Origin of the sequence: Streptomyces sp. SAI-127 (genome assembly GCF_029894425.1) — a bacterium.
Lineage (GTDB): Bacteria > Actinomycetota > Actinomycetes > Streptomycetales > Streptomycetaceae > Streptomyces.
The window spans coordinates 8,788,353-8,808,964 of the sequence record NZ_JARXYJ010000001.1; the positions used below are offsets into that span (position 1 = coordinate 8,788,353).

General features: G+C 71.3%; 18 protein-coding genes. 7 read left to right on the top strand and 11 right to left on the bottom strand.

The features are described from left to right. Positions 1–47: 47 nt before the first annotated feature. From ureG to M2157_RS40455, 3 genes are all read left to right on the top strand, one after another. Positions 48–725: an urease accessory protein UreG gene (gene ureG / locus M2157_RS40445; protein WP_280867626.1), complete on the top strand. Its 678-nt coding sequence runs from the start codon at positions 48–50 to the stop codon at positions 723–725. Next, a complete protein-coding gene (locus tag M2157_RS40450) occupies positions 722–1,489 on the top strand; it encodes an urease accessory protein UreD (RefSeq protein ID WP_280867627.1) in 768 nt (255 codons plus the stop codon). The genes ureG and M2157_RS40450 overlap by 4 nt, the downstream gene beginning before the upstream one ends. A gap of 128 nt (positions 1,490–1,617) precedes the next feature. Then, positions 1,618–3,231 carry an alpha/beta hydrolase gene (locus M2157_RS40455; RefSeq protein ID WP_280856177.1) on the top strand — a complete coding sequence of 538 codons (1,614 nt, stop codon included), beginning with the start codon at positions 1,618–1,620 and terminating at the stop codon, positions 3,229–3,231. 59 nt (positions 3,232–3,290) lie between these two features. On the opposite strand, the gene M2157_RS40460 is transcribed toward M2157_RS40455, so the two are convergent. From M2157_RS40460 to M2157_RS40490, 7 genes are all read right to left on the bottom strand, one after another. Then, positions 3,291–4,331, bottom strand: a complete 1,041-nt coding sequence (locus M2157_RS40460) for an NAD-dependent epimerase/dehydratase family protein (RefSeq protein ID WP_280867628.1) — start codon at positions 4,329–4,331, stop codon at positions 3,291–3,293. 59 nt (positions 4,332–4,390) lie between these two features. Continuing rightward, positions 4,391–5,116, bottom strand: coding sequence for a lysophospholipid acyltransferase family protein (locus M2157_RS40465; protein ID WP_280856175.1), 726 nt, complete (start codon positions 5,114–5,116; stop codon positions 4,391–4,393). A gap of 236 nt (positions 5,117–5,352) precedes the next feature. Continuing rightward, on the bottom strand, positions 5,353–6,597 hold the full coding sequence (locus M2157_RS40470) for a SpoIIE family protein phosphatase (RefSeq protein ID WP_280867629.1): 1,245 nt from the start codon (positions 6,595–6,597) through the stop codon (positions 5,353–5,355). A gap of 58 nt (positions 6,598–6,655) precedes the next feature. Continuing rightward, on the bottom strand, positions 6,656–9,088 hold the full coding sequence (locus M2157_RS40475; protein WP_280867630.1) for a SpoIIE family protein phosphatase: 2,433 nt from the start codon (positions 9,086–9,088) through the stop codon (positions 6,656–6,658). Between the two features lie 110 nt (positions 9,089–9,198). Then, positions 9,199–10,419, bottom strand: a complete 1,221-nt coding sequence (gene rocD / locus M2157_RS40480) for an ornithine--oxo-acid transaminase (RefSeq protein ID WP_280867631.1) — start codon at positions 10,417–10,419, stop codon at positions 9,199–9,201. Continuing rightward, positions 10,416–11,228: a dimethylargininase gene (gene ddaH, locus M2157_RS40485; protein WP_280867632.1), complete on the bottom strand. Its 813-nt coding sequence runs from the start codon at positions 11,226–11,228 to the stop codon at positions 10,416–10,418. The genes rocD and ddaH overlap by 4 nt, the downstream gene beginning before the upstream one ends. Positions 11,229–11,379: 151 nt before the next feature. Continuing rightward, the gene (locus M2157_RS40490; RefSeq protein ID WP_266524583.1) at positions 11,380–11,868 is read right to left on the bottom strand and encodes an Lrp/AsnC family transcriptional regulator; all 489 of its coding nucleotides are present in this window, start codon (positions 11,866–11,868) and stop codon (positions 11,380–11,382) included. Positions 11,869–11,946: 78 nt separating this feature from the next. Here M2157_RS40490 and M2157_RS40495 point away from each other — a divergent pair, with 78 nt between their 5' ends. The 4 genes from M2157_RS40495 to M2157_RS40510 are packed head-to-tail and all read left to right on the top strand — an operon-like array spanning position 11,947 to position 15,969. Further along, entirely contained in the window at positions 11,947–12,696 is a 750-nt protein-coding gene (locus M2157_RS40495; protein ID WP_266524580.1) for a LytTR family DNA-binding domain-containing protein, read from the top strand. A 2-nt stretch (positions 12,697–12,698) separates the two neighbouring features. Next, entirely contained in the window at positions 12,699–13,058 is a 360-nt protein-coding gene (locus M2157_RS40500) for a hypothetical protein (RefSeq protein ID WP_280856168.1), read from the top strand. Next, positions 13,055–14,767: a cation acetate symporter gene (locus M2157_RS40505; protein ID WP_280867633.1), complete on the top strand. Its 1,713-nt coding sequence runs from the start codon at positions 13,055–13,057 to the stop codon at positions 14,765–14,767. Before M2157_RS40500 ends, M2157_RS40505 begins: the two co-directional genes overlap by 4 nt. Continuing rightward, positions 14,764–15,969 carry a histidine kinase gene (locus M2157_RS40510; RefSeq protein ID WP_280867634.1) on the top strand — a complete coding sequence of 402 codons (1,206 nt, stop codon included), beginning with the start codon at positions 14,764–14,766 and terminating at the stop codon, positions 15,967–15,969. Before M2157_RS40505 ends, M2157_RS40510 begins: the two co-directional genes overlap by 4 nt. 2 nt (positions 15,970–15,971) lie before the next feature. On the opposite strand, the gene M2157_RS40515 is transcribed toward M2157_RS40510, so the two are convergent. From M2157_RS40515 to M2157_RS40530, 4 genes are all read right to left on the bottom strand, one after another. Then, a complete protein-coding gene (locus tag M2157_RS40515) occupies positions 15,972–16,148 on the bottom strand; it encodes a hypothetical protein (protein ID WP_031053721.1) in 177 nt (58 codons plus the stop codon). A gap of 13 nt (positions 16,149–16,161) precedes the next feature. Beyond that, positions 16,162–18,030 (bottom strand): serine/threonine-protein kinase, encoded by a 1,869-nt coding sequence (locus M2157_RS40520; protein WP_280867635.1) that lies wholly within the window; start codon positions 18,028–18,030, stop codon positions 16,162–16,164. A gap of 37 nt (positions 18,031–18,067) precedes the next feature. After that, positions 18,068–19,504 carry a PASTA domain-containing protein gene (locus M2157_RS40525; protein WP_280867636.1) on the bottom strand — a complete coding sequence of 479 codons (1,437 nt, stop codon included), beginning with the start codon at positions 19,502–19,504 and terminating at the stop codon, positions 18,068–18,070. Between the two features lie 70 nt (positions 19,505–19,574). Continuing rightward, a complete protein-coding gene (locus M2157_RS40530; RefSeq protein WP_280856163.1) occupies positions 19,575–20,525 on the bottom strand; it encodes a cytochrome c oxidase assembly protein in 951 nt (316 codons plus the stop codon). Between the last annotated feature and the right edge of the window lie 87 nt (positions 20,526–20,612).

Here is a 20,612-nt window from a genome sequence, read left to right on the forward strand (position 1 = left end):
AGCCCCACGGACCCGCACCCGACCATGACCCCCCCCAGGAGCCGTACATGCATCTCGACCACCATCACGACACCCCCGCCGCTCTCAGCGCGGACGCCCACCGACCCGACGGCACCCGCAGAGCCCTCCGTATCGGCCTCGGCGGCCCCGTCGGCTCCGGCAAGACCGCCACCGTCGCCGCCCTCTGCCGGGCCCTGCGCGACGAACTGTCCCTCGCCGTCGTCACCAACGACATCTACACCCGTGAGGACGCCGAGTTCCTGCTCAGGGAAGCCGTGCTGCCCCCCGAGCGGATCACCGCGGTGGAGACCGGCGCCTGTCCGCACACCGCGATCCGGGACGACATCTCCGCCAACCTCGAAGCCGTAGAGGACCTGGAGGACGAGGTCGGCCCCCTGGACCTCATCCTCGTGGAGAGCGGCGGCGACAACCTCACCGCCACCTTCTCCAAGGGGCTCGTCGACGCGCAGATCTTCGTCATCGATGTGGCGGGCGGAGACGACATCCCGAGGAAGGGCGGCCCAGGCGTCACCACCGCCGACCTGCTCATCGTCAACAAGACCGACCTGGCCCCGTACGTCGGCTCCGACCTCGCACGGATGGCCGCCGACGCCAAGGCCCAGCGGGCCGAACTGCCGGTCGTCCTCCAGTCGCTGCGCGGCGAGGCCGGGGTCACGGACGTCGCCGACTGGGTCCGGGCGCAGCTCGCCGCGTGGACGGCATGACCGCGTTCGGGGCGGGGGTACGAGCCACCGCGCGGATCGTCGCGCGGGACGACGGACGCGGCGGTACGGCCCTGCCCGTGCTGGAGAGCGACGGGCCGCTGGCACTGCGGCGGACCCGGGGGAGCGGGACCGAGACGCGGGTCGTGCTCGTCGGCGCGATGAGCGGGCCCCTGGGCGGCGACCACTTCACCGTGGAGGCCGACATCCGGGAAGGCGCTCGACTGCGCCTCGGATCGGCCGCGGCCACCATCGCCCTGCCGGGACAGACCAAGGGCGAGGCCCGCTACGACGTCCGGCTCACCGTCGCCGAAGGGGGCGAACTCCACTGGCTGCCCGAGCAGTTGATCTCCGCCGGTGGCAGCGATCTGTCTGTCACCACGCGGATCGACCTCGGGGCGACGAGTCGGCTCGTGCTGCGCGAGGAGCAGGTCCTCGGGCGGGCGGGGGAGGAGCCCGGGAGGCTCAGCAGCCGGCTCGTGCTGCGCGTCGCGGGACGCACCGTGCTCGATCAGGAGCTGGCCTGCGGTCCCGGCGCGCCGGGCGGCTGGGACGGGCCGGCCGTACTCGCGGGACATCGAGCCGTCGGTCAACTTCTCGTCGTACGGCCCGAGTTCGCCGACCAGCCGGTGACGGCACGGGTGCTCGGTGAAGGCGCCGCCGTCGTACCGTTGGCAGGGCCCGCCGCGCTCGTCACCGCCGTGGCCCCGGACGCCCTGTTGCTGCGCCGGGTGCTGGACGAGGCACTGGCGGCTCTCAGCGCCTAGTCCGCCCAGCGAACGACCCCTTCCGTTTATCGGATTGGCAAAGAAGAGGCGCATCCCCTGTTCACAGAGTCTCCATAGCCAGGAGGATCCCCGTACGAATCGAAACGACGTACGGGGAGGGGTCCCTCTTGAGGGAGACGAGACCGAAGTGGCGGACGACCGCACTCGGTTCGGCCGGAGTACTCATCACGGCCACACTCATATCCGGTGCCGTCGCGGCACCCGCGTCCGGCGCCAACACGCAGGCGGGTGCGAGCCGGCACGGACAGGACCGTGCGTCCGTCGGTGCCGCGATCGCCGCCGCCCGTGCCGCGAAGGCCGGTATCGACTGGGCCGACTGCCCCGCCGACTGGGGGATCGCGAAGCCGGTCCAGTGCGGCTGGGTCAGCGTGCCGCTGGACTACACCAAGCCGAACGGCAAGCAGATCAAGCTCGCCGTCGACCACATCGGCAATACCGGCACCAAGGCGGAGCGTCAGGGCGCCCTCGTCTACAACCCGGGCGGACCCGGTGGCTCGGGCATGCGCTTCCCGCTCCGCGTCACGAACAAGAACCCGATCTGGGCCAACGCGGCCAAGGCGTACGACTTCGTGGGCTTCGACCCACGCGGTGTCGGCCACTCCGCGCCCATCTCCTGCATGGACCCGCAGGAGTTCGTGAAGGCGCCCAAGATGGACCCGGTGCCGGACTCCGAGGCCGACAAGCGCGCCCAGCGCAAGCTGGCCCGTGAGTACGCCGAGGGCTGCGCCGAGCGCACCGGCAAGGCGATGCTCTCGCAGATGACCACGCCCAACACCGTGCGCGACCTGGACGTCATCCGCGCCGCGCTCGGTGAGAAGAAGCTCAACTTCCTGGGCGTCTCCTACGGCACCTACATCGGCGCCGTCTACGGCACGATGTTCCCCGGCCATGTCCGCCGCATGGTCGTCGACAGCGTCGTCAATCCGTCCCGGGAGAAGATCTGGTACGAGGCCAATCTCGACCAGGACATCGCCTTCGAGGGCCGCTGGAAGGACTGGGAAGACTGGGTCGCCGCCAACGACGCCGCCTTCCACCTCGGCACCACCCGTGCCGCGGTCCAGGCGAAGTGGCTCGAACTGCGCGCCACCGCCAAGAAGAACCCCATCGGCGGGGTCGTCGGCCCGGCCGAACTGATCGGCTTCTTCCAGAGCGCCCCGTACTACGACTCCTCATGGGTGCCGGTCGCGACGGTGTTCAGCAAGTACGTCGCCGGTGACACCCAGGCGCTCGTCGACGCCGCCGCCCCGGACCTGTCGGACACCGCGGGCAACATCTCCTCGGAGAACGGCAACGCCGTCTACACGGCCGTCGAGTGCACCGACGCCAAGTGGCCCACCAGCTGGACGAAGTGGGACAAGGACAACACCGCGCTCAACAAGAAGTACCCGTTCATGACGTGGGCCAACGCCTGGCTGAACCTGCCCTGCGCCACCTGGCCGGTCAAGCAGCAGACCCCGGTCGACGTCAAGACCGGCAAGGGCCTGCCGGGCGTGCTGATCGTGCAGTCCGAGCGTGACGCGGCCACCCCGTACGAGGGCGGCGTCGAACTGCACAAGCGCTTCAAGGGCTCCCGCCTGATCACCGAGAAGGACGCGGGCTCCCACGGCGTGACCGGTCTGGTCAACCCGTGCATCAACTCGCGGGTGGACGCCTACCTGCTCACCGGCAAGCTGGACAAGGCCGACGTGACGTGCACCCCGCACGCCACGCCCAAGCCGTAGCACGCACCACGGGAAAAGGCGGCCGGAGCCACCGGCCGCCTTTTCTCATAGGCCGATCCTCACGCGCCGAGCGAGTCGAGATACGCGTCCTCCGCCGCGTAGTCGAAGAGGTCGCCGTAGGTCTGGAACATCTTCGGGTACGCCTCCCGCCAGTCCCGTCCGGCAAGTTGCCGCTCGATCCAGGCGACGGTCTCCGGCAGCCGGTCCGCGTACCGCGCCACCACCGGGCGGTACCCCAACTCCCGTTCGGCGGCGGACATGTCGAAGACGACCGGCGCCGGCACCGACCACGGCGTGTCCCCCACCGTCGGCGAGGGCGGAGGACCGTCGATCAGCACGCTCTCCGTCTCGACGCCCATCACAGAGTCGATCGCGGCGGCGATCTCCGCCACCGTCGGGGCGTCCGGGTCCACGGCGTTCAGGGCCCTGCGGCCGGGCTTCGCGGCGGCCAGCCGGACGAGTTCGGCGATGTTGTGGACGTTCGCCGGGTGGAATCGGCTCATTCCGCCGTACGGCAGGAGGCGCCGAGGCCGGCCGTCCAGGTTGCGCTTGACGAAGTACAACTCACGCGGGGTCCGGCAGTGCGGTCCGTGGATCGCCCCGGCGCGCAGCAGAGTCGTGGGCAACCGGTCGCCCGCGGCGAGGAGTTCACGCTCCAGGCCGGCCTTGCGGGTGCTGTACGAGGCCTCGCCGGGCGCGATCGTCCGCTGGTCCTCCGTCGCCCGCACCGGGAACTCGGGGAAGCCCTCCGGCTCGCCCTGGGTGTCGAAGCTGCGGCCCTTGTCGTCCTCGTACACCGACACGCTGGAGATCACCACGGCCGAGCCCACCCGGTCTGCCAGCGACACCAACTGCCGTGCGTGTGCGGGTCCGTAGGCGACCATGTCCACCAGGACCTCGCAGCCGTCGCCGACCGCTGCGGCCAGCGCCGAGTCGTCCGCCCGGTCGGCCCGCGCGGTACGCACCTGCGCGGGCCAGCTCTCGTCCCGTCCGCCGCCCCGGGAGACGGCCGTCACCTCCCAGCCGTCCCGGGCCAGCGCGCCCACGGCCGCCCGCCCGATCTGTCCCGTCGCTCCGATCACCACTGCACGTCGTGTCATGCGGCGACCGTACGGCGGTCAACTCCGGTTCTTCCAGGGGGCTCTGCCGACGGCAGACCTCAGCTCAGCGGAATCCGGGGGAACTTGCGCTCCTTCTCCCGGCGCGCGGCCGTCTCCTCCGCCTTCACCACGGCCGCGTACTGGTCGACGTACTCCTGGTCGGACAGCTTCAGGATGGCGTACATGATCTCGTCGGTGATGGCCCGCAGGATCGCCTTCTCGTTCTCCATCCCGGCGTAGCGGGAGAAGTCGAGGGGCTTGCCGAAGCGGATCACCACCGGGTGGACGTTGGGGATGACCTTGCCGGGCGGCTGTGCCTCGAAGGTGCCGATCATCGCGCAGGGGATGACCGGTACCTGGGCCTTGAGCGCCATCACCGCGACGCCGACCTTGCCCTTGTAGAGGCGGCCGTCGTGCGATCGGGTGCCCTCCGGGTAGATGCCGAGCAGTTCGTCCTTGCGCAGTACGCCGAGACCCTCGCGGATGGCGGCCTGGCCTGCTTCCTTGCCGGAGCGGTCGACCGGGATCTGCCCGGCGCTGCGGAAGAAGAAGGCGGTCAGCCTGCCCCTGATGCCGGGGCCGGTGAAGTACTCGGCCTTCGCCAGGAAGGTGATGCGCCGCTTGAGCACCGCGGGCATCAGGAAGTGGTCGGAGAACGACAGGTGGTTGCCGGCGACGATGGCCGCACCTGACTCCGGGATGTGCTCAAGACCCTCTATTCGAGGCCGGAAGACCAGTCTCAGCAACGGCCCCAACAGCACGTATTTGAGCAGGTAGTAGAACAAGAGGGGGCGCTCCTCGGTCGGGCGGACGGCTCAACTCCGCGTTCTGGCTGGTCAACCGGCGTGAGGCGGGGCTGTCAGTGTAGGCGCAGGGCCCGACGGCTGGAACAGGGCCGAACGCCGGACCAGCTTGGTGCCGGCGGGCGGGGCACGGCAACCCGACCAGGCGCTGTGGCGTGAACCGCGGGGGTGGTCGGCCAAAGGGCCGCTCTTGATTCCCGGGACGGATCCTGTCGCGTTCACAGCCGTACGATGACCAGCGCCGTGTCGTCCGTGGCGCCGCCGGGCGGCAGCAGCTCCAGCAGGACCGCGTCCGCGAGGGTCTCGGGGTCGTCCTCGCGGTGCCGGGCGAGGGAGTCGGCGAGCCGGGTGAGCCCGGTGTCGATGTCCTCGCGGCGCCGCTCCACCAGGCCGTCGGTGTACAGGGCGAGGGTGGCGCCGCTGGTGAAGGTGGTCGCGGCCTGCACCCGGGGCATCGGGTCGGGAAAGGCGTCGAGCGGCGGGTCGGTCGCCTTGTCCAGGCACTCCACCCGGCCGTCCGGGTGCACCAGCATCGGCGGTGGATGCCCGGCACTGCTGTAGGTGAGGGTGCCGTGGTCGAGGTCGATGAACGTGGTGACCGCGGTCGCCGACTCGGCGCCGTCCACGACGTGGGCGTACCGGCCCAGCACGTCCAGGGCCTCGGCCGGGCCCCCGGCCACCCGGGAGGCCGCGCTCAGGGCGCTGCGCAGCTGGCCCATCACCCCGGCGGCCACGAGCCCGTGGCCCACCACGTCACCGACCGAGACCCCGACGCGGTGACCGCCCACCAGGTCGACGAGGTCGTACCAGTCACCGCAAACGTTCAGCGTGCCGACCGCCGGCCGGTAGCGCACGGCGGCCCTGTGGTGCAAGGTCTGCAGGCCGGCGGGCAGCATGGCCTCCTGGAGTGTCAACGCGACCTCGCGGTCACGGGCGTGGGCCCGCCGCAACCGTTCGTTGACCTCCTGGAGTTCACGGGCGCGGGTGTACAGCTCGGCCTCGAGGACCCGGTTCCGGTCGGCGCTCGGGCCGCCGCGGGCCCGGATCAGCTCGGTGACCTCCTCGACCCGGTGCACGAGCAGCTCGACCTTGCCGTCCGCGCCGAGGATGGGGGCGTTGCAGGGACTCCAGTACCGCTCCTCCCATTCCCCCGGCCGATCGGGTGCCTCGACGTCGTACCGCTGAAGGGCCATGGAGTCGCGCTCCCCGGTCTCCAGCACCCGGCGCAGGGAGGCGGCCAGATTGCGCATACCGGTCGCCGCGGGGTCGTTCGGGTTGTCCGGGAAGACGTCGAAGAGATAGCGGCCCACGAGCTCCTCGCGCCTGCGCCCGGCCATGCGCAGGAACTCCTCGTTGACGTCCGCGTACACCAGGTCGGGCGTGAGCAGCGCGACCATGCCGGGCAGTGCCTGGAACACGGCTGAGTAGTCGATGGAGTCGGTGTCGCTGGATCTGTCACTCATGGCTGCCGCCTCGCCGCCGGGTTCGCACCATCTTCACACGGTATGTACAGGTCGTGAGTCAGTCCGGTGGCTCCTCGAGGGACTGCTCGGCCCAGATGATCTTCCCTTCGGGCGCGAACCGCGTGCCCCAGCGCTGGGCGAACTGGGAGACCAGCAGCAGCCCCCGGCCGCCCTCGTCCGTGGTACGCGGGTGGCGCAGATGGGGCGCGGTGTCGCCGCTGTCGAACACCTCGCAGACCAGGGACCGCCCCCGGATCAGCCGGAGCCGGATCGGGCCGACCGCGTGCCGGATGGCGTTGGTGACCAGTTCGCTCACGACCAGTTCCGTGGTGAAGGCGAACTCCTCCAGGCCCCAGTCCGTCAGCTGCCGGGACGCCGTCTTGCGGGCCTCGGCGACCAGGGACGGGTCGACGGGCACGTCCCAGTCCGCGACCTGGTCGGGCCCCAGCAGCCGGGTGCGGGCCATGAGCAGGGCCACGTCGTCGTGCGGCCGGTCGGGGGCCAGGGCGTCGACCACGGCCCGGCAGCGCAGGTCGAGCGTGGGCGCGGGCCTCTCCAGGGCCTGGCGCAGCCGGTCCCGGCCCGCGTCCACGGCCCACTCCTGGCCGTGGGCGAGCAGCCCGTCGGTGTGCAGTGCGAGCGTGCTGCCCGCCGCCAGGGCCATCTCGACCGACTCGAAGGGGGGACCGCCGACGCCGAGCGACGGCCCCTGCGGAAGGTCCACGAAGGCGACCGTGCCATCGGGAAGGATCACGGCGGGCGCGGGATGGCCGGCGGCGGCCATCGTGCACTGCCCGTCGACCGGGTCGTAGACGACGTACACACATCCGGAGCCCTGGGCGCTGTCGGTGTCCTCCGTCTCCGGCCCCACACCCTCCTCGCGCGCCGCCCGGGCGACCAGGTCGTCGAGGTGACCCAGCACCTCCTCGGGCGGCAGATCCAGCGCCGCCAGCGTCCGTACGGCGGTCCGCAGCCGGCCCATCGAGGCGGCGGCGCCGATGCCGTGCCCGGGTACCTCGCCGACCACGAGAGCGACCCGCGCGCCGGAGAGCTGGATGAGGTCGTACCAGTCGCCGCCCAGTCCCGTCAGCTCGTCGGCGGGCCGGTAACAGGCGCTCACCTCCACGGCGTCCTGCTCGGACAGCCGGTGGGGGAGCAGACTGCGCTGCAGGACCAGCGCGGCCTCGCGCTCGCGGGTGTAGCGCCGGGCGTTGTCGACGCAGACGGCCGCCCGCGAGACGAGATCCTCGGCGAGGTTCAGGTCGTCCGCGTCGAAGGGTTCCTGGCGGCGCCGGCGGAAGAAGGTGGTGACGCCCAGAGTGACGCCCCGGGCACGGATCGGCACCACCATCACGCTGTGCAGGCCCAGATCCAGAAAGGTGGCCTGCCGCCCGCCGGGCAGGTCGGTCGCCCACTCCGCGGCCAGCGGGTCCAGGCGCTCCTCCCGCCAGGGCTCGCCCGAGTCGAGACAGCGCAGCGGGGGCGACCCGGGCCGGTAGGCGGCCACGTCACCGACCTCGACGACGGCCTCCGGAACACCCTCGTCCACCGACTGCTGCCCGGCCCGCAGCAGCGGCACGTGCGTGGTGGGTTCCGCCCCCCGCAGCACCGACTCCAGCAGGTCCACGGTGACGTAGTCGGCCAGCGCGGGCACCGCCACATCGGCCAGCTCCTGCGCGGTGCGCCGGATGTCCAGGCTGCGGCCGATGCACTCGCCGGCCCGGTCGAGCAGAGCCAGGCGCTGCCGCGCCCGGTGCCGCTCGGTGATGTCGACGACCGTGTAGTAGACGCCGATCGGGTGACCCCGGTCGTCGTCGATCCGGGTGAACGACATCGTGTGCGCGGTCTCGCGGTGCGGGGCGGAGCGGAGCCGGCCGACGTGCTCGTACTCCACGACCGGTTCACCGGTCTCCAGCACGCGCCGCATCTGCGCCTCTATCGCCTCGGAGTCCAGGCCGGGCTGGATCTCCGCGAACCGCAGTCCCAGCCGTTGCTGGGCCGGGGCACTGCCGAACTGTTCCAGGGCCGGATTCGACCACACACAGCGCAGGTCCGTGTCCACGACCGCGATGCCGATGGGCGAGCGGGTGACCATCTGCTCCAGTACCCGGCGGCTCATGTCCCAGCCGGGGGCCTCCGCCATCTCGGACAGCAGCACCAGCCAGCGTTCCGAGGAGTCGGAGTCGGCGGCCACCGTGATCCGGACCATGACCGGGACCGGCCGGCCGTGTCGGTGCAGGGCGGTCAGCAGCCCCGCCCAGCTCCCTTCGGTCCGGCAGCGCGCGGTGATCTCCGGCAGCCGGCGGGCGTCCTCGGGGGTGAGAAGGGCTGCGACGCTCCGGCCCACGGCTTCGGTGGCGGGGTAGTCCAGCAGGCGCTCGGCGTCCCTGGTCCAGCCGGTCACGGTGCCGTGGGCGTCGAGCAGCAGGGGCGCGGCATCGGCCACGTCGAACCGGTGCCGCGCGGTGTCGTGCTCCTCCTGAGCGCCCACGGCCGACCTCTCTGTCGCTGAGAGTGGTCTATCACCTCTTCATCACATCTTCACCCGGTCTGGTGGAGTGCGCGGCCGGGGAGGGGGTTCTGTCGTAGGGCCGGTGCGGGTCAGCGCCTGAGCACCTTTTCCAGTACCTCCAGTGCCGATCGCAGTTCCTCCGCCGTGATCGTCAGTGGCGGTGCCAGCCTGATCGTCGAGCCGTGGGTGTCCTTGACCAGGACGCCCTCGTCCATCAGCAGCTTGCTGACCTCGCGGCCCGTGCCGAGGGACGGGTCGATGTCGACACCGGCCCACAGACCCCGGGCACGGAAGCCGACGACCCCCTTGCCGACCAGGTCCGCCAGGCCGTCCCTGAGGACCGTGCCCAGGCCGGCCGCCCGGCGCTGGAACTCGCCCGTCTCCAGGAGCTCGACCACCGCCGTGCCCACCGCCGCCGCCAGCGGGTTGCCGCCGAACGTCGAACCGTGTTCGCCCGGGCGCAGTACGCCCAGGACGTCACGGCGGGCGACCACCGCGGAGACCGGGACAATGCCGCCGCCCAGTGCCTTGCCCAGCAGCAGGACGTCCGGGACGACTCCCTCGTGCTCCACGGCCAGGGTGCGGCCCGTGCGGCCGAGACCCGACTGGATCTCGTCCGCGATGAAGAGACAGCCCTTGCGGCGGGTCAGCTCGCGGACGCCGGTCAGATAGCCGTCGTCCGGGATGACCACGCCCGCCTCGCCCTGGATGGGTTCGAGGAGCACCGCAGCCGTGGTCTCGTCGACCGCCGCCTCCAGCGCCGCCAGGTCGTTGTACGGCACGATCCGGAAGCCCGGCGTGAAGGGGCCGAAGCCCGCCCTGGCCGTCTCGTCCGTGGAGAAGGACACGATCGTCGTCGTACGGCCGTGGAAGTTCTCCGCCGCCACCACGATCGTGGCCCGGTCGGCCGGCACGCCCTTGACCTCGTACGCCCACTTGCGGGCCACCTTGATGCCGCTCTCCACCGCCTCCGCGCCGGTGTTCATCGGCAGCACCATGTCCAGGCCCGTCAGCTCGGCCAGGCGCTCCGCGAACTCGGCGAGCCGGTCGTTGTGGAAGGCCCTCGACGTCAGTGTCAGCCGGTCCAGCTGCCGGTGCGCCGCCTCGATCAGCGCCGGGTGGCGGTGGCCGAAGTTGAGGGCGGAGTAGCCGGCCAGCATGTCGAGGTAGCGGCGGCCCTCCACGTCCTGCACCCAGGTGCCCTCAGCCCGGGCGACGACCACGGGCAGCGGGTGGTAGTTGTGCGCGAGGACCGGCTCCTCGGCACGGATGAGATCGGCGGAGGAACGCGTGCTTACGGGTGCGGTCATGAGCGGATCTCCTGGGTGCAGCACTTGATGCCGCCGCCGGCCTTGTGGAACTCGGAGAGGTCGACGGGGACGGGGACATAGCCGTGGTCGTCGAGGCGCACGGCGAGGGCCTCGGCCTGCGGGGCGATGAAGACGTGCCGGCCGTCGGACACGGAGTTCAGGCCGAACGCCATCGCGTCGTCCCGGGTCGCGAGCACCGCGTCCGGGTACAGCCGTGCGAGTACCTCGCGACTGCCCGGCGAAAAGGCCTCCGGGTAGTACACGATGTTGGCGTCGTCGAGAACGAACAGCGCGGTGTCCAGGTGGTAGAAGTGCGGGTCCACCAGCGTCAGGCTGATCACCGGGTGGCCGAAGAACTCCTGCACCTCGCGGTGCGCGTCCCGGGACGTGCGGAACCCGGTTCCGGCCAGCACGTACCGGCCCGTCCAGACGAGATCGCCCTCGCCCTCGCAGACGGCGGCGGGACGGTGGACGTCGTAGCCCGCCGTCTTGAACCACAGGTCGTAGTGCGTGGACTCGGGGCGCCGCTGGGGCGCGTGGAAGAGGGAGCCGAAGACGCGGCCGCCGACGACGACCGCCGAGTTCGCGGCGAAGACCATGTCCGGGAGACCGGGCACCGGTTCCACGGCCGCGACGTCGTGACCGTGCGCCTCATAGGTGCGGATCAGCGTCCGCCACTGCTCCTGCGCCAGGTCCACGTCGACATGGGTGTCGGGATGCATCCAGGGATTGATCGCGTACTGCACGGCGAAGTGTCTGGGTTCGCAGACGAGGAAACGCCGTCGGCGCGGCACACGGGAGTCGGACACAGAGGGGTTCCTCCGCTTCCTGCGGTGTCTACTGAGGGTTGACACCAAGGTAGAAAACGGGTGGCAGGCCCGACAAGCAACAAGAATTGCGTGTCTGTGCAGGAATGCTGCGTGTTCGTGCGGTGAAACGCATGGTTGGTGCGTTTAACGGCTACGCCTCCGGTGCGGGCTGGCTCGCCCCCGCCTCGGGGCTTTCCGGGAGGAGGTGGGACAGCACCATGACGCTGATCGTCTTCCGGATGAACGGCTCCACGCGGATGCGTTCCAGCACCTCCTCGAAGTGCTCCACGTCCCGCGCCCGCACATGCAGCAGGGCGTCCGCGCCGCCGGTCACCGTCATCGCCGCGGTGATCTCCGGATGGTTGCGGACCACCTCCGCGAGCCGCCGCGGCGGAGCCGCGCCCTCGCAGTACACCTCGACGTACGCCTCCGTACGCCAGCCCAGCGCCGACGGCTCCACCGTGGCCGTGAACCCGGTGATGACCCCGGTCTCGCGCAGCCGGTCCACCCGCCGCTTCACCGCCGTGGACGACAGCCCGATCGCCGAACCGATCTCCGCGAAGGACGTCCGCGCGTTCGCCATCAGCGCGGTGATGATCTTCCGGTCCAGCTCGTCGAAGGCGACGGTCCTGCTGCTCATGTCGGCACTGTATCCAGCGAGGGCGTCCACACCTCCGCACGTGTCCAGTCGTACGAATTACTCCTACACTCCGGGTTCATGCTGCGCGCCCTGGCTGTCGACGACGAACGCCCCTCGCTGGAGGAACTGCTCTATCTCCTGAGCGCCGACCCCCGGATCGGCAGTGTGGAGGGCGCCGGTGACGCCACCGAGGCGCTGCGCCGCATCAACCGCGCTCTGGAGTCGGGACCCGGCGGGCCCGAGGCGATCGACGTCGTCTTCCTCGACATCAACATGCCCGGCCTCGACGGCCTCGACCTCGCCCGGCTGCTGACCGGGTTCGCCACCCCGCCGCTCGTCGTGTTCGTCACCGCCCACGAGGACTTCGCCGTCCAGGCCTTCGACCTCAAGGCCGTCGACTACGTGCTCAAACCGGTGCGCAAGGAACGCCTCGCGGAAGCCGTCCGCCGCGCCGCCGAACGCCTCGGCAGCGCACCCCGGATACCCGTGCACGAACCCGACCCCGACCACATACCCGTCGAACTCGGCGGGGTGACCCGGTTCGTCGCCGTCGACGACATCACCCACGTCGAGGCCCAGGGCGACTACGCCCGCCTCCACACCGACAAGGGCAGCCACCTCGTCCGGATCCCGCTGTCCACCCTGGAGGAACGCTGGCGCTCCCGAGGCTTCGTCCGCATCCACCGCCGACACCTGGTCGCCCTGCGCCACGTCGGCGAACTCCGCCTGGACGCGGGCACGGTGAGCGTCGTCGTCGGCGGCGAGGAACTCCAGGTCAGCCGTCGCCACACGCGAGAGCTGCGGGACCTGCTGATGAGGAGGCCGTAGTCATGCCCCAGGACCCCGCCGAGCGGCGCGTCGTCGTCACCGGCCCGCCCCGCCGCAGCCGCCCCGCCTCCGGCTACTACCGGCCGCGCACCGAGATCGACGAACAGACCACCCTCGGCCACACCTACGTCCGCTCCCTGATGCGCACCCAACTGCGCGCCGCCCTCGCGGTGTTCGCCTTCCTCGGACTGCTCATCGGGCCGCTCCCGCTGCTTTTCGCGGCCATGCCGGACGCCCACCGCCTCGAATGGGGCGTCCTCGGCTTCGGTCTCTACGTCCCGATGGTCCTGCTGGCCCGCTGGTACGTGCGTCGCGCCGAACGCAACGAACGGGACTTCGTGCGGCTGGTCGAGGACCGATGAACTCCAGCTACTCGGTCCCCGCCGTCGCGCTCGTCGTGGTGGCCACGGTGCTCGTCGGTGCGTTCGGCCTGCGCATCTCCCGCACCACGTCCGACTTCTACGTCGCCTCCCGCACCGTCGGCCCCCGCCTGAACGCGGCCGCCATCAGCGGCGAGTACCTCTCCGCCGCGTCCTTCCTGGGCATCGCGGGCCTGGTCCTCGTCCAGGGCCCCGACATGCTCTGGTACCCCGTCGGCTACACGGCCGGCTATCTCGTGCTGCTCCTGTTCGTCGCCGCCCCCCTGCGCCGCTCCGGCGCCTACACCCTGCCCGACTTCGCCGAGGCACGGCTCGCCTCCCAGGCCGTGCGACGGCTCGCGGGCGCCTTCGTGGTCGGTGTCGGCTGGCTCTACCTGCTGCCCCAGCTCCAGGGCGCCGGACTGACGCTGACCGTACTGACCCGGGCGCCCCAGTGGTTCGGCGGAGTGATCGTCGCGGCCGTCGTGGTCGCCACCGTCGCCGCGGGCGGCATGCGCAGCATCACCTTCGTGCAGGCCTTCCAGTACTGGCTCAAGCTCACCGCCCTGCTCGTCCCCGGGCTCTTCCTCATCCTCGCCTGGCAGGGCGACGGCGCCCCCAGCCACGCCTTCGAGGAACCGGCCACCTTCCGCGAACAGCGCGCGGTCCGCGTCGACTCCACCCTCGACCTCAAGCTGGAGAGCCCCCTGACCGTCAGGGTCACCGGCACGGTCGACGGCCGCCGCCACGAGGACCAGGAACTCCGACTCCCCGCAGGCACCCACCGCATCGACCGGGGCACCGAGCTGACCTTCGCCAAGGGCACCACCGTCCCCGCCGCCGACCGCGGCACCAGCGACGGCATGTCGACCTCCCTCGCCGCGGGCCGCGAGGAACGGCCCCTGTACGCCACGTACGGACTGATCCTCGCCACCTTCCTCGGCACCATGGGCCTGCCGCACGTCGTCGTCCGCTTCTACACCAGCCCGCACGGCGTGGCCGCCCGCCGCACCACGGTCGCCGTCCTCGGCCTGATCGGCTGCTTCTACCTCCTGCCCCCGGTCTACGGCGCCCTCGGCCGCCTGTACGCCCCCGAACTCACCCTCACCGGAGACGCCGACGCCGCCGTCCTGCTGCTCCCGGAGCGGATGATCGGCGGCCTCGGCGGCGACCTGCTGGGCGCGCTGGTGGCGGGCGGGGCCTTCGCCGCGTTCCTGTCGACGGCCTCCGGACTCACCATGGCCGTGGCGGGCGTGCTCACCCAGGACGTCCTGCCCTCACGCGGCGTCCGGCACTTCCGACTCGGAACGGTCCTCGCGATGTGCGTCCCGCTGGCCGCGAGCGTCCTGGTCGGCGGGCTGCCGGTCGCCGACGCGGTCGGGCTCGCCTTCGCCGTCTCCGCGTCCTCCTTCTGCCCGCTGCTCGTGCTCGGCATCTGGTGGCGGCGGCTGACCCCGCCGGGCGCGGCCGCGGGCATGCTGGTCGGCGGCGGCTCCGCGTTCCTCGCCGTCGCCGCGACCATGGCCGGCTTCCCGGCCGGCGGCCCGCTGCACGCCCTGCTCGCCTGGCCCGCGCTCTGGTCGGTGCCGCTCGGCTTCCTCACCATGGTGCTGGTGTCCCTGGCCACCGCGAGCCGGGTACCGGCGGGCACGGCGGCGATCCTGGCCCGCTTCCACCTGCCGGAGGAACTGCGGGCGGAGGTGAAGGCATGAGCGGATTCCTGGCCGGACTGTGCGTGGCGATCCTCCCGCTGCTGGCAGCCGGGTTCTGGCTCGGTAGGCGTACGGCCCGGCCGCAGACACTGGGCGGCCTCGGCACCCCCGTCGAACACGCCACCTTCGAGACCCTGCACACCGCCTCCCTCGCGGCGCCCCCGCTGCGGGCGGGGCTGACGGAGGAGACCGCCCGCAAGTCGGCCCGCAGACTGCGCTCACTGCTCGGCACGGACGCGCTGTGCCTCACCGACCAGAAACAGGTCCTGGTCTGGGACGGCGTGGGCAGCCACCACCGCACCGAGATCATGGAACGCCTCGCGGGCCCGCTGGAGACCGGCCGCGGCGAGGCCTTCCCGCTGACCTGCGACGCCCCCGACTGCCCGGTCCGCTGGGCGGTCGTCGCCCCGCTCACCGTCGACGACCGCGTCCACGGCGCCCTGGTCGCCTGCGCGCCCCGCGAGTCGGCCGTCCTGGTCCGCGCGGCCGGGGAGGTCGCCCGCTGGGTGAGCGTCCAGCTGGAGTTGGCGGACCTGGACCAGTCCCGGACCCGCCTGATCGAGGCCGAGATCAAGGCACTTCGGGCCCAGATCTCCCCGCACTTCATCTTCAACTCGCTCGCGGTGATCGCCAGCTTCGTCCGCACCGACCCCGAACGCGCCCGCGAACTGCTCCTCGAATTCGCCGACTTCACCCGCTACTCGTTCCGCAGGCACGGCGACTTCACCACCCTCGCCGACGAACTCCACGCCATCGACCACTACTTGGCGCTGGTCAGGGCACGCTTCGGCGACCGCCTCGCCGTCACCCTGCAGATCGCCCCGGAGGTGCTGCCGGTCGCCCTGCCGTTCCTGTGCCTGCAGCCGCTGGTCGAGAACGCCATCAAGCACGGCCTGGAGGGCAAGACCGAGAAGTGCCGGCTCCAGATCACCGCCCAGGACGCCGGCGCCGAGGCCCTGGTGGTGATCGAGGACGACGGCGCCGGAATGGACCCGGTCCTGCTCCGCCGTATCCTCGCGGGCGAGGTCAGCCCTTCGGGCGGCATCGGGCTGTCCAACGTCGACGACCGGCTCCGCCAGGTGTACGGCGACTCCTACGGCCTCGTCATCGAGACCGCCGTCGGCGCGGGCATGAAGATCACCGCCCGGCTGCCCAAGTACCAGCCGGGCGTGCACTCGGCGGGCCGTCTCACGGACGGCTGACGTCAGGTGCTGCGGGTGGCCACCATCCCGAGCGTGATCAGGCCCAGCACGACCCAGCCGAACCACAGCCAGCCGTTGCTGCCGAGCGCCACCGTGTAGGCGGTCACCGCGACGAGACCGCCGACGGTGAGCACCCCCATCGTTCGGGTCGAGCCGTCCGTGGAACCGGTACCGGGCATCGCAACACCCTCCTCAGGATTCGTCCCCCTCCATGGTGCCCCCGTTCTGCCTGCGGACGGTGCACACGACGAAATGTGTGCCGTTCTTCCAGGGCCCCTCACTGGTCCAGGAACCCGCCGTGTAGACGGACGGATCGAAACCGTAGTCGCCGGGCGGCACGGCACGCGCGCACGCCGTGTCCGACTCGGTCCGTGCCTCGGACAGCGTGACGTCGGGGGCCAGACGGGTGAATCCGAGCACCTGCTCGTCGTGGGAGCCCTCGCAGGAGACCAGCCGGGCGTCCCGGTTGGTGCGCACGTCCAGACAGTCCCGCCGCTGCATGGTCGCCGTGTCCGCGAACCCCGAGCCCGGCCTGCGATGGCTGCCGATCGGCCCGTACACCGGCCCGTTCCCGCCCAGCACCAGACACGCGGTGCGCCGTCCCGCCGCCTCGAAGCCCCCGTCGGTCGGCACGACGGCCAGGCCGCGGACGTCCGCGAGCCGGTCCCGGAGCTCCCGCGTCCGCTCCTCGCACCTCGCCGCCGCCGTCCGCCGCGCCTCGCCGGCCGAGGAGGTCGTCACGAACGCCATCACCTGGCCGTCCAGGGCCGTCCCGCAGGTGGGGTCCAGCCGCAGCCGAGGGGTTCCCCGGAAACGCTCCGAGCCCGGCCAATCGGCGACGACGCAGTCGCCGTCCCGCAGGGGCCTCGTGAGACCGACCGTCTCGCCGTACGGCTGCCGGGAGCCCTGTTGTCCGCCCCCGTCGTCCGACGACCGGTCGGCCATGGCGTACCACACGCCGCCCAGGGACAGCAGCAGTCCGAGACCGCAGGCGAGGGCGGCCCGCAGGGCGTGCGAGCGCTCCCGCCGCCGGCGGCCGCCCTGCGGCGGCGGAGGCGGGAGCACGAAGGGCGGCTCGCCCTCGGCGCGGGACCGGTGTCCGTTCGGCGGCGGCCCGGGAGGCGGCACCTGCATCCCGGCCCAGGGCGGCAGGGAACCGAGGTCGGTCTGCGTGCGGACGTACGGTTCGGCCTGCGGCGTCACGATCCGCGACAGCGCGGCCTCCGCCTCCGCCGCCGACCATCGCTGCCCCGGATCCTTGGCGAGCAGTGCCTGCAGTACGGGACCCAGCGCACCGGCGCGCACGGCGGGCCGCGGCTCCTCCATGACCACCGCGGTCACCTCGGCGAGATGCGACTCCCGCTCGAAGGCGCCCACGCCCTCCACGGCGTGGTACAGCGTGCAGCCCAGCGAGAACAGGTCGGCGGCCGGGGTGGGCGCTCCGCCCGTGGCCCGCTCGGGCGCCAGATAGCCCGACGTGCCCACCAGCACCGACGCCAGCGTGTACCGGGTCTCGCCGGCGTCCGGCTGCACGGAGATGCCGTAGTCGGTGAGCAGGACGCGTCCGTACGGTGATCCCGAGCGGTCCGGCGCCAGCAGGATGTTCGCCGGCTTCACGTCCCGGTGCATCACGCCCCGCTGATGCCCGGCGGTCAGCGCGTCCAGCACGGCGAGGCCGATCCGGGCGCACTCCGCCGGGGCGAGCGGTCCGCGGGAGTCGACCAGGTCGCGCAGGTCCACCGCGTGCTCCACGTACTCCATGACGATCCACGGCAGCCCCTCGTGCTCCAGCACGTCGTGCACGGTCACCACGTGCGGATGGCCGCGCAGCCCCGCCGCGTGCCGGGCCTCCGCGCGGGCCCGTGCCACCCGGGCCTCCCGCTCGTGGTCCGCCTCCACCGGGTCACGGAACACGATCTCCTTGAGCGCGACCTCACAGTCGAGTCTCTGGTCGTGGGCGAGCCACACATGGCCCATGCCGCCGCTGCCGAGCGGGTTGAGCAACAGATAGCGGCCGGCGATGACCCGGCCCACTCCCGACATCGGTGATCCTGAAGACATCCGGTGACTCTCCGGTTCTGCGGGTTCCTCGGGGGTGCTACGCGGCGACCGTGGTGCTCGGCCCGTCGGTGACGGGCTCACTGGTGGCGGGCTCGGTGGTCACGGGTCCGGTGGTCGCCGGTTCGCTCGTGGCGGGTGGCGGGGTGGCCGGCCTGGTGGTCACGGGAGCGCTGCTGGGCGGCTCCCTGGTGGCGGGCGCGCTGGTCGTCGCCGGTGGCGCTGGCGGCGGCGCGCTGCTGGTGACCGGGGCGCCGGTCGGCGGTGAACCGGTCGAAGGCGGTCGGCTCGGCGGACTGCTCGACTTCCCCGGCGACGGCGAGCCGGGAGCCGTACTCGACGACGGCGGTGAAGAGGACGCCCCGGGCCTGCCGCTCGACGAGGACGGAGGTGGCGAGGAGGACTCGCCGGGCCGTCCGCCGGACGATCCCGAGGGCCCCGACTTCGGCGGGGTGCTCGTGGGCGGTGTCTTGGCCCCCGAGGAGGGCGGTGGGGGAGTGGTCGTGGGCCCGGTCTCCCCGCCGGAGGTGCTCGTGCCGCCCCCGGCCACGGTCAGCATCACGTACTGCCCGAACGGCAGCTCCGCCCCCGCGGGCGGGTCGGTCGCCGTGACCCTCGCCCCGTCGGACGGCACCCCCTGCCCGGCGTACCCGGCCGCCAGCCCGGCGTCGATCAGCTTCCGACTGGCCCGGGCGAAGGTCGTCCCGGTCAGGTCCGGCACCGTGCGCCGCTTCTTCGCGTTGAAGGTGGTGTCCTTCTCACCGGTGCTGCCGACCGGACGGCTGATGCCGCGGGCCGGTTCCTGGACGTCGACGAGAGCGATCCGTGCCAGCTTCCGCGGAGCGGGCTTCACGGCCACCACCGACTCCCGCTGGTATCCCGCCCACTTCTTGTTGCCGTCCTCGAACTGGACGGAGATCCGGCCGGTGTCACCCTCGAAGGGCCGCAGTGGATTTCCACACGAGCACTTCACAGCCGGAAGCCCTTGTTCATCGACGAGAATCGAGATTCCCGCCTGGAGCAAGGAGTTGTACGGGACAGCCTTTTCCTTCTTGTAGTCGTGGTTCTTCACGAGAGTGTCGTGACGCAGCAGAACCGGTGTGAGTCGATCCAGGTATTCCGGTATCCCGTCCGTGCCGATGTTCAGCACACCGGCCCACGCCTGTGCCTTTTTGTGATTCCTGGGATCGGTGAGGAATCGTTCGAGTTTGGCGACGTCACAGATGGTCGGCTGCTCGCTGCCGCCGTACAGACCGGGCGTGTCCCCCTGCTGGAGACTTCCCTGGACGGGCTGCGACCGCACGGTGGTGGCGTCCCTGCCCAGCCCGCTGTTCTCCTCGAAGAACGGAGCGAGCGAGGGCGCACCGGCGGCGACCGCCCTGACCACCGTCAGTGGATTTCCCTTCTCACAACCGCTCAGCAGCAGTGAGAAAATCGCCAGGACGGCGATCCTGTGCATAAATGCGCGAAGTGTCATGACCGCTCCCCCCGGCGGCGGTTCCCCCAACGCGCTTCATGCTACTGAATGCTTCGGAAAGGCGAAGCCTTTAACGCCCGCGTGCGTTCAATGAGGCCAAATACGCGTTGTACGCCTCGAGATCCCTGTCGCCGTCGCGGTCGGCGGCCCGGTCCGTGCGCTTGGCCTGCCGCTGTTCGGAGCCGTACCACTGGAACAGCAGTGCGATCAGCACCAGCACGGAGGGAATCTCGCTGAACGCCCAGGCGATACCGCCGGCGTAGTTCTGGTCGGAGAGCGCGTCGATGCCGAGCGAGGCGGGCGGGTTCTTGAACGTCTCCACCATGGGCTCGGACGCCATCATCAGCGCGATGCCGAAGAAGGCGTGGAACGGCATCCCGGCGAACAGCTCCAGCATCCGCATCAGATACCCGGGGCGCTGCGGTCCCGGATCGACGCCGATGATCGGCCAGAAGAAGACGACACCGACGGCGAGGAAGTGCACCATCATCGCGATGTGGCCGGTCTTCGACCCCATCAGGAAGTCGAAGATCGGCGTGAAGTACAGCGCGTACAGGCTCGCGATGAACAGCGGAATGGTGAACGCCGGGTGCGTGATGATCCGCATGTACCGGCTGTGCAGCACGGCGAGCAGCAGCTCACGGGGTCCCTTGCGCCCCTTGCCCGCGACCGGCAGCGCCCGAAGTGCCAGGGTCACCGGGGCGCCGAGCAGGATGAGGATCGGCGACAGCATGCTGATCACCATGTGCTGCACCATGTGCACGCTGAACATGACCATTCCGTAGTCGTTCAGCCCGGTGCACATCATCAGCGCTATGGACAGCACACCGGCCACATAGGAAACGGTCCGCCCCACCGACCACGCGTCCCCCCGGCGCCGCAGCCGCACGACTCCCCACGTGTAGAGACCGAGCGCAAGGAGGCAGGCGACGAGGAAGAAGGGGTCGGCCGACCACTGAAGCCCTCGTCCCAGCGTGAACGGCGCCAGGTCGTGGGTCATGCCGTGCCCGCTGTGGTCCATCGCGGCGGCTCCTGATTCGTGGGGGTTGTACGAGTCTGTCCGCCCCAGACTAAGACTGCCCCCGGTCACCTCTCGGACCGGGGGCAC

What these genes read in the sequence shown, in the direction of transcription:
- ureG (WP_280867626.1), top strand. Translation starts at nt 48, where the DNA reads ATGCATCTCGACCACCATCACGACACCCCCGCCGCTCTCAGCGCGGAC.
- M2157_RS40505 (WP_280867633.1), top strand. Translation starts at nt 13,055, where the DNA reads ATGAACTCCAGCTACTCGGTCCCCGCCGTCGCGCTCGTCGTGGTGGCC.
- M2157_RS40495 (WP_266524580.1), top strand. Translation starts at nt 11,947, where the DNA reads ATGCTGCGCGCCCTGGCTGTCGACGACGAACGCCCCTCGCTGGAGGAA.
- M2157_RS40520 (WP_280867635.1), bottom strand. Translation starts at nt 18,030, where the DNA reads ATGTCTTCAGGATCACCGATGTCGGGAGTGGGCCGGGTCATCGCCGGC.
- M2157_RS40490 (WP_266524583.1), bottom strand. Translation starts at nt 11,868, where the DNA reads ATGAGCAGCAGGACCGTCGCCTTCGACGAGCTGGACCGGAAGATCATC.
- M2157_RS40515 (WP_031053721.1), bottom strand. Translation starts at nt 16,148, where the DNA reads ATGCCCGGTACCGGTTCCACGGACGGCTCGACCCGAACGATGGGGGTG.
- M2157_RS40525 (WP_280867636.1), bottom strand. Translation starts at nt 19,504, where the DNA reads ATGACACTTCGCGCATTTATGCACAGGATCGCCGTCCTGGCGATTTTC.
- M2157_RS40500 (WP_280856168.1), top strand. Translation starts at nt 12,699, where the DNA reads ATGCCCCAGGACCCCGCCGAGCGGCGCGTCGTCGTCACCGGCCCGCCC.
- M2157_RS40530 (WP_280856163.1), bottom strand. Translation starts at nt 20,525, where the DNA reads ATGGACCACAGCGGGCACGGCATGACCCACGACCTGGCGCCGTTCACG.
- M2157_RS40450 (WP_280867627.1), top strand. Translation starts at nt 722, where the DNA reads ATGACCGCGTTCGGGGCGGGGGTACGAGCCACCGCGCGGATCGTCGCG.
- M2157_RS40460 (WP_280867628.1), bottom strand. Translation starts at nt 4,331, where the DNA reads ATGACACGACGTGCAGTGGTGATCGGAGCGACGGGACAGATCGGGCGG.
- rocD (WP_280867631.1), bottom strand. Translation starts at nt 10,419, where the DNA reads ATGACCGCACCCGTAAGCACGCGTTCCTCCGCCGATCTCATCCGTGCC.
- M2157_RS40510 (WP_280867634.1), top strand. Translation starts at nt 14,764, where the DNA reads ATGAGCGGATTCCTGGCCGGACTGTGCGTGGCGATCCTCCCGCTGCTG.
- M2157_RS40470 (WP_280867629.1), bottom strand. Translation starts at nt 6,597, where the DNA reads ATGAGTGACAGATCCAGCGACACCGACTCCATCGACTACTCAGCCGTG.